This window comes from Bradyrhizobium sp. SZCCHNR1002 (assembly GCF_032381435.1).
Taxonomy (GTDB): domain Bacteria; phylum Pseudomonadota; class Alphaproteobacteria; order Rhizobiales; family Xanthobacteraceae; genus Bradyrhizobium; species Bradyrhizobium aeschynomenes.
This window is the reverse complement of record NZ_JAUHIS010000003.1, coordinates 535,597-549,865: the sequence shown is the minus strand read 5'-3', so window position 1 is coordinate 549,865 and position 14,269 is coordinate 535,597. Positions and strand designations below refer to the sequence as shown.

The 14,269-nt window shown below is 67.5% G+C and carries 11 protein-coding genes and 1 riboswitch; of the genes, 9 read left to right on the top strand and 2 right to left on the bottom strand.

What is annotated here, in order from left to right; translation table 11 throughout:
- Positions 1-166: 166 nt before the first annotated feature.
- Entirely contained in the window at positions 167-1,858 is a 1,692-nt protein-coding gene (locus tag QX108_RS18790) for a heparinase II/III family protein (RefSeq protein WP_315723511.1), read from the top strand.
- Positions 1,859-2,001: 143 nt separating this feature from the next.
- A riboswitch (ZMP/ZTP riboswitch) is annotated at positions 2,002-2,082 on the top strand.
- Between the two features lie 26 nt (positions 2,083-2,108).
- Positions 2,109-3,701 (top strand): bifunctional phosphoribosylaminoimidazolecarboxamide formyltransferase/IMP cyclohydrolase, encoded by a 1,593-nt coding sequence (purH, locus tag QX108_RS18785; RefSeq protein ID WP_315781208.1) that lies wholly within the window; start codon positions 2,109-2,111, stop codon positions 3,699-3,701.
- A 131-nt stretch (positions 3,702-3,832) separates the two neighbouring features.
- Here purH and QX108_RS18780 read toward each other — a convergent pair whose 3' ends face one another.
- Positions 3,833-5,242, bottom strand: a complete 1,410-nt coding sequence (locus QX108_RS18780; protein WP_315781205.1) for an MFS transporter — start codon at positions 5,240-5,242, stop codon at positions 3,833-3,835.
- 163 nt (positions 5,243-5,405) lie between these two features.
- Between QX108_RS18780 and ggt the strand changes: the two genes are divergently transcribed.
- Positions 5,406-7,112 (top strand): gamma-glutamyltransferase, encoded by a 1,707-nt coding sequence (ggt, locus tag QX108_RS18775; RefSeq protein ID WP_315781203.1) that lies wholly within the window; start codon positions 5,406-5,408, stop codon positions 7,110-7,112.
- 184 nt (positions 7,113-7,296) lie between these two features.
- Positions 7,297-8,703 carry a serine hydrolase gene (locus QX108_RS18770; protein ID WP_315781201.1) on the top strand — a complete coding sequence of 469 codons (1,407 nt, stop codon included), beginning with the start codon at positions 7,297-7,299 and terminating at the stop codon, positions 8,701-8,703.
- Between the two features lie 3 nt (positions 8,704-8,706).
- Here QX108_RS18770 and QX108_RS18765 read toward each other — a convergent pair whose 3' ends face one another.
- The gene (locus QX108_RS18765) at positions 8,707-9,372 is read right to left on the bottom strand and encodes a glutathione S-transferase (protein WP_315723501.1); all 666 of its coding nucleotides are present in this window, start codon (positions 9,370-9,372) and stop codon (positions 8,707-8,709) included.
- 166 nt (positions 9,373-9,538) lie between these two features.
- Between QX108_RS18765 and QX108_RS18760 the strand changes: the two genes are divergently transcribed.
- The 5 genes from QX108_RS18760 to panE all read left to right on the top strand — a co-directional run bounded on the left by QX108_RS18760 (position 9,539) and on the right by panE (position 14,159).
- The gene (locus QX108_RS18760; protein ID WP_315723499.1) at positions 9,539-10,111 is read left to right on the top strand and encodes a DUF2239 family protein; all 573 of its coding nucleotides are present in this window, start codon (positions 9,539-9,541) and stop codon (positions 10,109-10,111) included.
- Positions 10,112-10,222: 111 nt separating this feature from the next.
- Complete coding sequence (locus tag QX108_RS18755; RefSeq protein ID WP_315781198.1) at positions 10,223-11,569, top strand: MATE family efflux transporter; 1,347 nt, start codon at positions 10,223-10,225, stop codon at positions 11,567-11,569.
- A 108-nt stretch (positions 11,570-11,677) separates the two neighbouring features.
- Entirely contained in the window at positions 11,678-12,286 is a 609-nt protein-coding gene (locus QX108_RS18750) for a 2-hydroxychromene-2-carboxylate isomerase (RefSeq protein ID WP_315781196.1), read from the top strand.
- Positions 12,287-12,390: 104 nt separating this feature from the next.
- Positions 12,391-13,128 (top strand): SDR family NAD(P)-dependent oxidoreductase, encoded by a 738-nt coding sequence (locus QX108_RS18745; protein ID WP_315781194.1) that lies wholly within the window; start codon positions 12,391-12,393, stop codon positions 13,126-13,128.
- Positions 13,129-13,235: 107 nt separating this feature from the next.
- On the top strand, positions 13,236-14,159 hold the full coding sequence (gene panE / locus QX108_RS18740) for a 2-dehydropantoate 2-reductase (protein WP_315781192.1): 924 nt from the start codon (positions 13,236-13,238) through the stop codon (positions 14,157-14,159).
- Positions 14,160-14,269: the final 110 nt, after the last annotated feature.

Genomic DNA, 14,269 nt, shown 5'->3' with positions numbered 1-14,269 from the left:
GTCCCGCGATGATGCTGCATCGGGGCCAAAAATGGTGTATCGGCGGCATTTGCGATCTACTAAGGGTCCGCAACCGAATCCCCCTCTCGACCTAAGGCTTGGCGTGTCCGCCGCTCAACGCAGACGCATATCGACGTTGGTTCTGGGCCGCTTTGCGCGCAGCCTGATGTCCAATGTCAGCGGCGTATCGGTATCGGTATCCGGATTATGGCCGGGCCGGGCCGATCGGCTCATCATTGCGCCGCATGACCTGCGCACCTCCGACGCCACCCGGGCGGCCGAGATCTATGCCGGACGATTCGTGTTCGCCGGCAAGATCGTGACCTGCCATGGCCGCTCGATCTTCGACCTGGAGCCGCCGTCCGAGGACTGGGAGGTCGCCCTGCTCGGCTTCGGCTGGCTGCGGCATCTTCGCGCAGCCGATACGGCTCTCACCCGCGCCAATGCCCGGGCCCTGGTCGACGACTGGATCACCAACCAGATCGGACGTCATCCGCTGAGCCGCCGGGCCGACGTGCTGGCGCGCCGGGTGATCTCGCTGCTGTCACAGGCGCCGCTGGTGCTCGCCGATTCCGACGGCAAGTTCTACCGCCGCTATCTGCGCGGGCTGACCCGCGAGATCCGCTATCTGCGCTATTCGACCATCGACATCCCGGACGGGGCGCCACGGCTGCAGGTGCTGATCGCACTGTGTTACGCCGCGCTGTGCCTCGCCAACCAGGCCAAGCACATCCGCAGCGCCAGCCGGAAACTCTCCGACGAATTGCAGCGGCAGATCCTGCCCGATGGCGGGCACGTCTCGCGCAACCCCGGCGCGTTGATCGAGCTCCTGATCGACCTGCTGCCGCTGCGCCAGACCTTCGCCGCGCGCAACATCGCCCCGCCCCCGGCGCTGCTCAACGCCATCGACCGGATGATGCCGATGCTGCGCTTCTTCCGGCATGGCGACGGCAACATGGCGCTGTTCAACGGCATGGGCGGCACGCCGTCCGACCTGCTGGCGACCCTGCTCGCCTATGACGACACGCACGGCACGCCGATGGCGAGCATGCCGCATTCCGGCTTCCAGCGCCTCGATGCCGGGCAGATGACGGTCATCGTCGACACCGGCCCCCCGCCGCCGCCGCATCTCAGCCACGAGGCGCATGCCGGCTGCCTCGCCTTCGAGCTGTCGTCGGGGACGAGCCGCATCATCATCAATTGCGGCATGCCGTCCACCGGGCGTGACAACTGGCGCACCTTCGCGCGCTCAACGGTGGCGCATTCGACGCTCACCTATCACAACACCTCGTCCTGCACCTTCGTCGAGATGTCGGCGATGAAGCGCCTGCTGCACGGCGCGCCGATCGTGTCGGGCCCGACGCGGGTGGAGAATTTCCGCGAGGTCGTGCCCGACGGCACGGTGCTGTCGACCTCGCACAACGGCTACGCCGCCAAGTTCGGCCTGATCCATCGCCGGGTGCTGGTCGCCGCCGAGGACGGCGCGCGGCTCGACGGCGAGGATACCGTGACGCCGGCGCAAGGTGCGCGGCTGCGCGGCGGCGGCTCGGACTACACGCTGCGCTTTCATCTGCATCCCGCGGTGAAAGCCAGCCGGCTCAGCGACGGCCGCGGCGCCATGCTGGTGCTGCCCAATCGCGAGGTCTGGACCTTCGAGACCTTCGAGGACCGCGTCGACCTCGAGGACAGCGTGTTCCTCGCCGGCAATGACGGCCCGCGCCGCACCACCCAGCTCGTGATCCGCCAGGACGCCCAGCAGGCCCCCTCCATCCGCTGGAGCTTCGTCCGCTCGTCGACCTCGCCGAGCGAGACCAACGCGCGGAGGAACGCACGGCGCGAGCCGGAGCTGCCGCTGTAGACCGCAGCATCGGCGGGTTCACTGAGCCTGCGACAAACACCGTCATTCCGGGGCAAGGCCGCAGGCCTTGAACCCGGAATCTCGATGACGGCGCAGCGGCAGGGGCGCCCCGTTGTCGCCGCCGGCAAAAGCTGATATGAGCCCGGCTCTCGCGCGACTGGCGACTTTGGATGGAGCACCATCGGGGAGCGCGGGATCGACCGCCGTGCGCCTGGGCAACTGAACCTCCTGCACAAGGATTCTGCCCGCCATGACCAATCAGCTTCGTCCCGTTCGTCGTGCCCTCCTGTCCGTTTCCGACAAGACGCGCCTCGCCGACTTCGCGCGCGCACTCGCCGCGCGCGGCGTGGAATTGATCTCCACCGGCGGCACCGCCAAGGCCATCGCCGACGCCGGCCTGAAGGTGAAGGACGTCTCCGACCTCACCGGCTTTCCCGAGATGATGGACGGCCGCGTCAAGACGCTGCATCCGAAGGTCCATGGCGGTCTGCTCGCGATCCGCGGCAATGACGAGCACACCGAGGCGATGAAGACCCACGGCATCGCGCCGATCGACCTGCTCGTCGTCAATCTCTACCCGTTCGAGGCCACGGTCGAGCGCGGCGCCCCGTTCAGCGACTGCATCGAGAACATCGACATCGGCGGCCCGGCGATGATCCGGGCGGCGTCGAAGAACCACGAGGACGTCGCCGTCGTCGTCGACGTCAACGACTACGAGGCCGTGCTCGAGGACCTCGCGCGCCACGATGGCTCGACCACGCTGCTGCTGCGCCGCCGGCTCGCCGCCAAGGCCTATGCGCGCACCGCAGCCTATGATGCCGCGATCTCGAACTGGTTCGCCGCCACCATCCAGAACGATGCGCCCGACTACCGCGCCTTCGGCGGCAGGCTGATCCAGTCGCTGCGCTATGGCGAGAACCCGCATCAGCACGCGGCGTTCTACGCGCTGCCCGGACGGCGCCCCGGCGTCGCCACCGCGCGCCAGCTGCAGGGCAAGGAGCTGTCCTACAACAACATCAACGACACCGATGCGGCCTATGAGTGCATCGCCGAGTTCGACCCGGCGCGCACCGCGGCCTGCGTCATCGTCAAGCACGCCAATCCGTGCGGCGTGGCCGAAGGCCCGGACCTCGTCACCGCCTACCAGAAGGCGCTGGCCTGCGATTCGACCTCGGCGTTCGGCGGCATCATCGCGATGAACCGCAAGCTCGACGCGGCCACCGCGCGCGCCATTACCGGCATCTTCACCGAGGTGATCATCGCGCCCGATGCGACCGAGGAGGCCATCGCGATCATCGCCGGCCGCAAGAACCTGCGGCTGCTGCTGGCCGGCGCGCTGCCCGATCCGCGCGAGGCCGGCCTCACGGCCAAGACCGTCGCCGGCGGGATGCTGGTGCAGAGCCGTGACAACGCCGTGGTCGACGACATGACGCTGAAGGTCGTGACCAGGCGCGCGCCGACCGACGCCGAGTTGCGCGACCTGCGCTTCGCCTTCCGCGTCGCCAAGCATGTGAAGTCCAACACCATCGTCTATGCCAAGGACTCGGCGACCGTCGGCATCGGCGCCGGACAAATGAGCCGGGTCGATTCGGCGCGCATCGCCGCCCGCAAGGCGCTCGATGCCGCGACGGAGCTGAAGCTCGCCGAGCCGCTGACCAAGGGCTCGGTGGTCGCCTCCGACGCGTTCTTCCCATTCGCCGACGGCATGCTGGCCTGCATCGAGGCCGGCGCCACCGCCGTCATCCAGCCGGGTGGATCGGTGCGGGACGACGAGGTCATCAAGGCCGCCGACGAGCACGGCATCGCGATGGTGCTGACCGGCGTCCGGCATTTCCGGCACTAACGGCTCCGACAATCTCCGTCGTCATTCCGGGGCGTCGCGTAGCGACGAGCCCGGAATCCATAACCACGATCGTGAGTATGGATTCCGGGCCTGCGCCTTCGGCGCATCCCGGAATGACGGCGGAGCAAGTTTCAAGCGCCCTGCCCTGCACGACCAACTGCGTTCACCCGCGCCAACAACACCAACCCCGTCGCGAAGAACAGCACCAGCGCGGCCATGCCGGCCTTCTGGCTCGCGGTCGCCGCGGTGATGATGCCGATCAGCAGCGGGCCGATGAATGACGTGACCTTGCCCGTCAGCGCGAACAGGCCGAAATACTGCGCGACACGGTCGCGCGGCACCATGCGGATCAGCAGCGAGCGCGAGGCCGCCTGCAGCGGCGCGCCGCAGGCCCCGATGATGCAGCCGAGCAGCAGGTAGGCGCGCTCGGGCCACGAGCCGAACAGCGGGCCTCCGGGCGAAGCCGGCGCCACCGGAATGAACAGGATCGAATCCCGGCTGACCAGGAGGATCACGATGATCGCGAGCAGCAACAGGCTCATGCTGCCGGCGATCACCCGCTTCGGTCCGAGCCGATCATCGAGCTTGCCGCCGAGCCAGCCGCCGAACGTGCCGGCGGCGGCGAGGATGATGCCGAAAGTGCCGATCTGGATCGTGTTCCAGCCGAACGTCCCCGCGGCATAGATGCCGCCGAATGCGAACAGCGACACCAGGCCGTCGGTGTAGATCATGTTGGAGAGCAGAAACAGCGCGATGTCGCGCTGCTGCGGCAGGCTGCGCAACGTCTTCTTCAATTGATCGAGGCCTTCGCGCACGGCCGCGCCGAGCCGGTGCCGCGCCGGAAAATCCGGCGTGAACAGAAACATCGGCAGTACGAAGACGATGAACCAGAGGCCGGTGAGCGGCCCGGAGATGCGGTCGCCCTCATGCGTCGCCGGATCGAGCCCGAACAGCGGCGTGAGTCCGAACAAGGTGCGGCCGCTGTCCGGATTCGCCGCGAGAAAGCCGAGCACGATGATCAGCGAGAGAATGCCGCCGACATAGCCGGTGGCCCAGCCGGTGCCGGACAGGCGGCCGATGCGCTCCGGCGGCACCAGGGTCGGCATCATCGCATTGTTGAACACGGTCGCGAACTCGACGCCGATGGTGGCGATCACGTAGGCCGCGAGCAGCGGCGGAATCAGTTCGGGTGCGCCGGGCCGCCCGATCCACATCAGGCCGGAGCCGATCACCAGCATCGCCCCGAACGCGGCAATCCACGGCTTGCGCCGTCCGGTCGCATCGGCGATGGCGCCGAGCAGCGGTGACAGCAGCGCGATGACGATGCCGGCCGCGGCCGTGGCAAAGCCCCACAGCGCCTGGCCGCTCGCCGCATCGGGCGCGACGTGGGCGGCGAAATAGGGCGCGAAGACGAAGGTCGTGATCAGCGTGAAGTAGGGCTGCGTGGCCCAATCAAAGAAGATCCAGCTGACGACGGCCGCCCGTCCCGGATAGGCTCGGCCGTCAGCCGCATCGGTGGTCTCGATCGTGGTGACGGCCATGCGAAAACCCCCTGGGATCACGGTGTCGCGTTTTACGCCGGCGACGCGGCCCTATAACATCCGATCGTCCCAGGCGGATGTCAGCAGCGGCAGAATCTCCATGTCCACGTTCACGTTTGATCGACGACGACTCCTTTCGGGCCTGATGGCGTCGGCAGGTTTCATGCTGTTGCTGGCCGGTGGCCCGCCGGCACGCGCGCTGGATGCGCAGGGCATCGACATCCCGCTGCCGCCGAACGTTGCGTTGCCGGCCGATCCGCCTGCGCATGGCATGGTGGTGGCGCAGGAGCGGATTGCGGCCGAGGTCGGCCAGCGCATCCTCGCACTCGGCGGCAACGCGGTCGATGCCGCAGTCGCCACCGGCTTCGCGATGGCGGTGACCTATCCGGTCGCCGGCAACATCGGCGGCGGCGGCTTCATGGTCATTCACCTTGCCAAGTCCAATGAGGACATCGCGATCGACTATCGCGAGACCGGCCCTGCCGCCATCACGCGCGACATCTTCCTCGGCGCCGACGGCAAGCCCGACATCGGCAAGTCGCGCGATTCGGCGCTGTCGATCGGCGTGCCCGGATCGGTCGCCGGGCTGGCTTTGGCGCTGGAGAAATACGGCTCGGGAAAGTTCACGCTGGCGCAACTGGTGCATCCGGCGATCGTGCTGGCGCGCGACGGCATCCCCGTTGCCGACGACGTCGCGGTCACGCTGCCGATGATGGCGCCGCGACTGGCGAAGTGGAAATCCTCCGCGGCGATCTTCATGCGTCCCGATGGGACGGTGCTCAAGGAAGGCGACCGGCTGATCCAGCGCGACCTCGCCGCGACGCTCACCGCCGTCGCCGAGCAGGGACCGCGCGGCTTCTACGAAGGGCCGGTCGCCGACAAGCTCGCCAAGGCCATCCAGGATGCCGGCGGCATCATGACATCGGCCGATCTGAAGTCCTACCGGCCCGCGTTGCGGGCGCCGGTGCGCGGCAGCTATCGCGGCCATGACATCGTCTCGATGCCGCTGCCCTCCTCCGGCGGCACCGTGCTGATCGAGATGCTGAACATCCTCGAGGGCTTTCCGCTCGCCGAGCTGAAGCAGGGCTCGCCGGCCTCGCTGCATCTCCTGGTCGAGGCGATGAAGCGCGCTTATGCCGACCGCGCGCGCTATCTCGGCGATCCCGCTTTCGTCGATGCGCCGGTGCGCGCGATGCTGTCGAAGGACTATGCGGCGCAGCAGCGCGCCAGCATCGATCCGGCACGCGCGACCAGCGCCGGTGATGTGCTGAACATCAAGCCGCTCCGCGAGGGCAGCAACACGACGCATTTCTCGGTGGTCGACAATGACGGCAACGCCGTCAGCAACACCTACACGCTGAACTTCCCCTATGGCGTCGGCCTGGTCGCCGAAGGCACCGGCGTGCTGCTCAACAACGAGCTCGACGATTTCACCGCCGCGCCCGGCGCCTCCAACGCTTTCGGCCTGGTCGGCTTCGAGGCGAATCTGCCGGGGCCGGGCAAGCGGCCGCTGTCGTCGATGTCACCGACGATCGTGCTGAAGGACGGCAAGCCGGTGCTGGTGACGGGCTCGCCCGGCGGCAGCCGGATCATCTCGACCGTGCTGCAGGTGATCGTCAACGTGCTCGACTATCAGATGGACGTTCGCGAGGCGGTCAACGCGCCGCGCCTGCATCATCAATGGATGCCGGACGAGGTGCGGATCGAGAAGGGTTTTGCCGACAATGTGCTGGCTGAGCTGCGGGCGCGGGGTCACAAGATCGAGGAGCCGATGGGGCGAACGTCGGCCAACTCGATCCTGGTGACGCCGGCCGGGCCGGTCGGCGCGCCCGATCCGCGCAGCAAGGGCGCGACCGCCGCCGGGCGTTGATGCCAGTGCGGATAGCGGCGTCGCGGTTCCGCGCCATGCCGGATGTCGTTGCCCCGGATGACGATTTGCCGCCGCCCCGTTGGGGCGTTCCACCGTGTCCTTCCGTTGGCGAGGTGCCGAAGCCGGGTTAGAAGAATGCCAGGGCGCAGCGTGGCTCGCTCGCAGAAACGATTCAGGCGTTCTGGTGAACTTGCGAAGATTTTCGGTCGGTCTCCTGGTGTTTGCGGGTCTGCTGGTGGCGGGCTGGCTGACCTATCGGCCCGACCGGGCGCTGCGCGCGGCGACGACGGCGGTGGCACAGATGATCTGCGCCAAGACGTTCGTCTCGGGCCTCGATCCGCACACCGTATTCGCGGAAACGATGGAGCGCCCGGGCCTGCGCCGCTTGCGCGCCGTGATGCGCTACCGCATCGAAACCGACATGCGGATGGTGGAAGCCTCGCTGCTCGGCCTGCACGCCACCCGCGCGACGTTTCATGACGGGCTCGGCTGCGTCTCGCCGCAAGGCCAGAAGCCGCCTTACGTGCCGCACAGCGACGTCGGCGCGTTGCGCGCCGCCGGTCCGGCCCCGGCGCTGCCTGATTTTGCGCATCCAAGCGCGGTGGAGCCCACCGAGCCCGCCCTCAAGGCCGCGCTCGATCACGCCTTCGAGGAGCCGGCCAATCCGCCGTTCCGGCGCACCAAGGCCGTCGTCGTCATCAAGGACGGCCGGCTGATCGCGGAACGCTATGCCCCCAACATCGGCGTCGATACGCCGCTGATCGGCTTCTCGATGACCAAGACGGTCACCAACGCCCTGCTCGGGATTCTCACGCGGCAGGGCAAGCTCAGCCCGTCGATGCCGGCGCCGGTCGCGGAATGGCGCGATTCCGGGAATGGCCGGCACGCGATCACGATCGAGCAGCTGATGCGCATGACATCAGGGCTGGCGCTGGACGAGACCAATTCGGGCTTCGATCCGTCGAGCCAGATGGAGATCCATCGTGACATGGCGGCCTTTGCCGTCCATGCGCCGTTGATCGCGCCGCCCGGTCAGCGCTGGGCCTATTCGAGCGCGAGCACGCAGATCCTGGCCCGCATCGTCCGGGATGTCGCCGGCGGGCCCGAGCAGGCCATCGAGCTCGCCTGGCGCGAGCTGTTCAACCCGCTCGGCATGCGCAGCGCGACGCTGCAATATGACGGCACCGGAACGTTGCAGGGTCACGCCAACATGCTGGCGAGCGCGCGCGACTGGGCGAGACTTGGGCTGCTGTATCTTGGCGATGGCGTCGCCGGCAAGATGCGGATCCTGCCCGAGGGGTGGGTGGCGATGTCGGCGACCGCAACCCTCGACACCGACTATGGCGCCGGGCTGTGGACCAATCGCAGCCAGCACGCCAACGCGCTGGGCCGCGCCCGCGCCGGCATTCCCGCAGACGCCTTCTTCGCCTTCGGCCTGCTCGGCCAGCGCCTGGTGATCATGCCGAGCCAGCACATGGTCGTGGTCCGGCTCGGCGATTCCGTCGATCCTGACGGCGACATCAAGGGGGTCGCGCGGCTGGTGCGCGAGGTGATCGCCGCGACCGAATCGCCTGCGACCGCCGCGAAGTAGTGTTCAGCGACCCACTTCGTAGGGCCCGCCTTTTTCCAGCGCGATCTTGTAAGCCGGCCGCGCCTCGATACGGGCCAGCCAGTCCATCGCGCGCGGATGGCCCTGCTCCAGCCCGCCGCGCGCCGCGGCCGCCTGCAGCGGAAAGCTCATCTGGATGTCGGCGGCGGTGAAGTCGTTGCCGGCGAACCAGTCGCTGGTCCGCAGCTCGCTCTCCCAGAACGCCATATGCTGCTTGAGCTGCGGATTGACCAGCGTCGTCAGCGCCTGGTTGGAGACCTTGCGCACCAGCGGACGCAGCAGGGCGGGGGCCCGCTTGGGCATGATGTTGAACAGCAGCTTGAGCAGCAGCAGCGGCATCGCCGAGCCCTCGGCATAGTGCAGCCAGTATGAATAGCGCAGCCGCTCCGGCGTCTTCGGCGGCGGGATCAGCCGCCCATTGCCGTAGGTCTCGATCAGGTATTCGACGATAGCGCCGGATTCCGCGACCGTGTTGCCGTTGTCCGTGATCACGGGCGACTTGCCGAGCGGATGAATCGCGCGCAGCTCCTTTGGCGCGCGCATGTCAGGCTGGCGCTCGTAGCGGATGATCTCATAGGGCACGCCGAGTTCCTCGAGCAGCCAGAGCACACGTTGCGAGCGGGAATTGTTGAGATGGTGAACGGTCAGCATAGAGGCCCCAGGGAGAGATCGAGTGGCAGGCGGTGTTCCGTAGCAGGACGGAACGGCTTCGGCGAGGCGTGGCATGCGTCCCAGAATGTCCGTCTATTTACCCGGGTAATATTGACAAATATTTTTATCCGGGTTTAATTGAGCTCTTCCGAAGGGATTGACGAACATGGATACCTACACCGCCTTTGCCGGCCACACCCGCATTGCGGCCGGGCCGCTCCCCAAGGTCGCGCTGGCACTGAAGCACGGCCCTGCGACGACCGCGGCGGTGACGATCCTCAGCGACCGCACCGGACGTCCGATCGACCTCGATCTGCGCGGCAGCGACCGGGAGATCCTGGCGCGCCTCCCCGCGGACACGCGGGCCGCCGCCGACGAGCCGCCGAGCGAGCCGCGCGGTCGCGGCCGGCCGAAGCTCGGCGTCGTCGCCCGCGAGGTCACGCTGCTGCCGCAGCACTGGGAATGGCTGAGCGCCCAGCCGGGCGGCGCCTCGGTGGCGCTGCGCAAGCTGGTGCACGAGGCCCGCCGCGCCAGCGGCGACAAGGATCGTGCCCGCGAGGCCCGCGATGCCGCCTATCATGTGATGTCGGCGATCGGCAGCGACCTGCCGGGGTTCGAGGAGGCGTCGCGGGCGCTGTTCGCCGAGGATCTCGGCCGCCTCGCCGCCCTGATCGCGGACTGGCCGACCGACATCCGCGACCATGTCGTGGCGCTCGCCCATCGCCACCGCGCGGACTGAGTGCCGCTGACCAAGAGCGCCAGCGAGAGCGGCCATCCGCGGCCCGCTCCCGCTTCAATTCCTTCAACGCGGCTGCACCTCGATCGCGAGGTCGGCCGACGGACCCATGCCGTGTCAACTCCCGCGCCTCTCCGCAAGCCGTTCCTGACGTTTCTCGCGCCGATGATGCTGAGCAACATCCTGCAATCGCTGTTCGGCACCATCAACAACGTCTATCTCGGCCAGATGATCGGCGTCGACGCGCTCGCCGCGGTGTCGGTGTTCTTCCCGGCGATGTTCTTCTTCGTCGCCTTCGTCATGGGTCTCGGCTCCGGCGCCAGCGTCTTGATCGGCCAGGCCTGGGGCGCCAAGGAGATCCTGAAGGTGAAGGCGATTGCCGGCACGACGTTGACCGTCACGCTGCTGCTCGCCGGCCTGATCGCGCTCGGCGGCCTCTACAGCCGCGAGCTGCTGACCGCGCTCGCAACGCCCGCCAACATCCTCGATGCCGCCGCGAGCTACGCCCGCATCATGATGATCACGATGCCGCTGACATTTGCCTACATCATGCTGTCGTCGCAGCTGCGCGCGGTCGGCGATACCGTGACCCCGCTCGCCGCGCTGGCCGCCTCGACCCTGCTCGGGCTGGTGCTGACGCCGGTGTTCATCCGCGGCTGGTTCGGCGCGCCGCAACTCGGCGTCGCCAGTGCGGCCTGGGCCTCGGCGATCTCGACGCTGCTGACGCTCACTCTGCTCCATCTCCATCTGCGCCGGCGCCAGCATCCGCTCGCGATCGACGCGGCGTTCCTCAGGGGGATGCGGCCCGATCCGACGCTGCTGCGCATCGTGCTGCGGCTCGGCATTCCCGCAGCCATCGGCATGATCGTGATGTCGCTGGCGGAGATGGTGCTGATCGGGCTCGTCAACGGCTTCGGCTCGGACGCCACGGCGGCCTATGGCGCCGTCAACCAGGTGCTCGGCTACGTGCAGTTTCCGGCGCTGTCGATCGCGATCTCGGTCTCGATCTTCGGCGCCCAGGCGATCGGCCGCGGCAACGCGGCGCAGATCGGCCGCATCGTGCGCACCGGGATCGAGATGAACGTGGTGCTGACCGGTGGCCTGGTCGCGCTCGGCTACCTGTTCTCGCGCAGCCTGATGGGGTTGTTCATCACCGACCCCGCCGTGATCGAGGTGGCGCAGCGCTCGCTCCATATCGTCTTGTGGAGCTCGGTGCTGTTCGGCCTGTCGACCACGTTCTCCGCGGCGATGCGCGCGGGCGGCACGGTGTGGGTGCCGCTGGCGATCTCGGCCTTCTCCATCATCGCCATCGAGGTGCCGGTCGCGACGTGGCTCAGCCGCAGCATCGGCCTCGACGGGGTCTGGCTCGCCTATCCCATCACGTTCGCAACCATGATGCTGCTGCAGATGAGCTATTATCTGCTGGTCTGGCGTAAGCGGACGGTGGAGCGGATGATCTGAGGCGCCGGCGGTTGCATGCCGCCGGCTGCAATATGACGGTCATCATAAAATCCTGGACGCCGCCGCCGCGCTGGACCACAATGTGAAAAAGCTTCGAGGAGACCGCCCATGAGCCGACCCGCGCCAGAGTTCCTGTTCGACTTCGGCAGTCCGAACGCCTTTCTGAGCCATGAGGCGATCCCGGCCATCGTCAAGCGCATCGGCGTCCAGTTCTACTATGTGCCGGTGCTGCTCGGCGGCATCTTCAAGGCGACCAACAACAGGTCGCCGGCCGAGTCGCTCGCCGGCATCAAGAACAAGCGCGAGTTTCACGAGATCGAGACCCAGCGCTTCCTCAAGCGCTACCATGTGCAGCCCTGGGTCTGGAACCCGAACTTCCCGGTCAACACGCTGAACCTGATGCGCGCCGCGATCGCCGCCCAGCTCGAGGGCGTGTTCGAGCCATATGTCGACGCGGCGTTCCACCACATGTGGCGCGAGCCGAAGAAGATGGACGATCCCGAGATCGCGATCGCTGCCATCACATCGTCCGGGCTCGACGGCGCCAGGCTGTTCGCCCGCGCCCAGGAGCCGGAGGTGAAGGCGAAGCTGGTCGAGAACACGCAGCGCGCCGTCGAGCGCGGCGCGTTCGGCTCGCCGACCTTCTTCGTCGGCAACGAGATGTTCTTCGGCAAGGAGCAGCTGCGCGACGTCGAAGAATTCATCCTCGGCAGGTAACTCCGTCAATGCGAGCGCGGCGAAGCAACCCAGGGCGACGCTCACGATTCTGGATGGCTTCGCTGCGCTCGCAATGACGACGTGGTGAGAACGGAGACCCCAGCATGCAACAGCGCAACGCCACCGTCGCGGTGATCGGCGCCGGCGATTATATCGGCGCCGAGATCGTCAAGAAGTTCGCCTCCGAAGGCTTCACCGTGTTCGCCGGCCGGCGCAACGGCGAGAAGCTGGCTTCCTTGGTGGCCGAGGTCGAAGCCGGCGGCGGCCGCATCGTCGCACGCTCGCTCGATGCGCGGAAGGAGGAGGAGACCACCGCCTTCCTCAACGATGCCGACAGGCATGCGCCGCTCGAGGTCGTGATCTTCAACGTCGGGGCCAACGTCAACTTCCCGATCCTGGAGACCACCGACCGGGTGTTCCGCAAGGTCTGGGAGATGGCGTGCTGGGCGGGCTTCGTCACCGGCCGCGAGGCGGCCAGGCTGATGCTGCCGCGGGGCGGCGGCAAGATCTTCTTCACTGGCGCGACCGCGTCGCTGCGCGGCGGCGCGGGCTTTGCGGCGTTCGCCTCCGCCAAGTTCGGCCTGCGCGCGGTGGCGCAGTCGATGGCGCGCGAGCTGATGCCGCAGAACATCCATGTCGCCCACCTCATCATCGATTCCGGCGTCGACACCGCCTGGGTGCGGGAGCGGCGCGCGCAGTTGTGGGGCAAGGAGGCCCTCGACAACCCCGACCTCCTGATGCCGCCCGCCTCCGTCGCCGGTGCGTATTGGCAGCTCTACCAGCAGCCGAAGAGCGCCTGGACCTTCGAGATGGAGATCCGGCCGTTCGGCGAAAAATGGTAAGGGGCGAATAGGGAGTAGCGAATAGCGAATGGAGCCCATCCCCATTCGCGACTCGCCATTCGCCATTCGCTTCTGCATGATGCGGCCCGCTCACAGAGGGATCCACCATGCGAATTCTCGTCGTCGGCGCCGGCGCGATCGGCGGCTATTTTGGCGGCCGGCTGCTGCAGTCCGGCGCTGATGTCACCTTCCTGGTCCGCCCCCGGCGCGCATCCGAGCTGGCCAGTGCCGGCCTGATCATCCGCAGCCCGGCCGGCGACGTCACCCTGCCCAATCCGCCGACCGTCCAGGCAAACAATCTGAAACAGCATTTCGATGTCGTGCTGCTGAGCTGCAAGGCGTTCGATCTCGACGACGCGATTGCGTCGTTCGCGCCGGCCGTCGGTCCGAACACTGCGATCATTCCGCTGCTCAACGGCATGAAGCATCTCGACGTGCTCGATGCCAAATTTGGACGCGCGAGGGTGCTCGGCGGTCTGTGCGCCATCGCCGCGACGTTGAACGACAGCCGCGAGGTGGTGCAGCTGCAGCCGATGCAGTCGCTGAGCTTCGGCGAGCGCGACGGCGGTTCGTCCGATCGCGTCCGCGCCATCTTCGAGATCTTCCAGCGCGGCAATTTCAATGCCTCGGCCAGCGACCACATCATGCAGGACATGTGGGAGAAGTGGGTGTTCCTCGCTTCGCTCGCTGCGTCCACCACCCTGATGCGCGCGCCGGTCGGCGTGATCCTGACCGCACCCGGCGGCAAGGACTTCCTGCTCGGCATGCTCGACGAATGCAGCGCGGTGGCAGCGGCGGCCGGATATCCTCCAGCCGGTGCCTTCTTCCAGCGCGTCTCCGGCATGATCACCGCCGAGGGCTCGCCGATGACCGCCTCGATGTTCCGTGACCTCCGCGCCGGCCTGCCGGTCGAAGCCGATCACGTCATCGGCGATCTGGTAGCACGTGCCGACGCTGCAAAGGTGCCGGTGCCGCGGCTCCGGATTTCTTATACGCAGCTGAAGGTGTACGAGGCGCAGCGGGGAAAGTAGTTACTCCCACGCGCGACAAGCGCGTAAAGTGTATCGGTGAACCACGATGCCGCCACGCCCACCGCTGTCGTCCCGGCCTTGAGCCGGAACCCATACCCCCAGGGAGCGAT

What these genes read in the sequence shown, in the direction of transcription:
- QX108_RS18790 (WP_315723511.1), top strand. Translation starts at nt 167, where the DNA reads ATGTCCAATGTCAGCGGCGTATCGGTATCGGTATCCGGATTATGGCCG.
- purH (WP_315781208.1), top strand. Translation starts at nt 2,109, where the DNA reads ATGACCAATCAGCTTCGTCCCGTTCGTCGTGCCCTCCTGTCCGTTTCC.
- QX108_RS18780 (WP_315781205.1), bottom strand. Translation starts at nt 5,242, where the DNA reads ATGGCCGTCACCACGATCGAGACCACCGATGCGGCTGACGGCCGAGCC.
- ggt (WP_315781203.1), top strand. Translation starts at nt 5,406, where the DNA reads ATGCTGTTGCTGGCCGGTGGCCCGCCGGCACGCGCGCTGGATGCGCAG.
- QX108_RS18765 (WP_315723501.1), bottom strand. Translation starts at nt 9,372, where the DNA reads ATGCTGACCGTTCACCATCTCAACAATTCCCGCTCGCAACGTGTGCTC.
- QX108_RS18760 (WP_315723499.1), top strand. Translation starts at nt 9,539, where the DNA reads ATGGATACCTACACCGCCTTTGCCGGCCACACCCGCATTGCGGCCGGG.
- QX108_RS18750 (WP_315781196.1), top strand. Translation starts at nt 11,678, where the DNA reads ATGAGCCGACCCGCGCCAGAGTTCCTGTTCGACTTCGGCAGTCCGAAC.
- QX108_RS18745 (WP_315781194.1), top strand. Translation starts at nt 12,391, where the DNA reads ATGCAACAGCGCAACGCCACCGTCGCGGTGATCGGCGCCGGCGATTAT.
- panE (WP_315781192.1), top strand. Translation starts at nt 13,236, where the DNA reads ATGCGAATTCTCGTCGTCGGCGCCGGCGCGATCGGCGGCTATTTTGGC.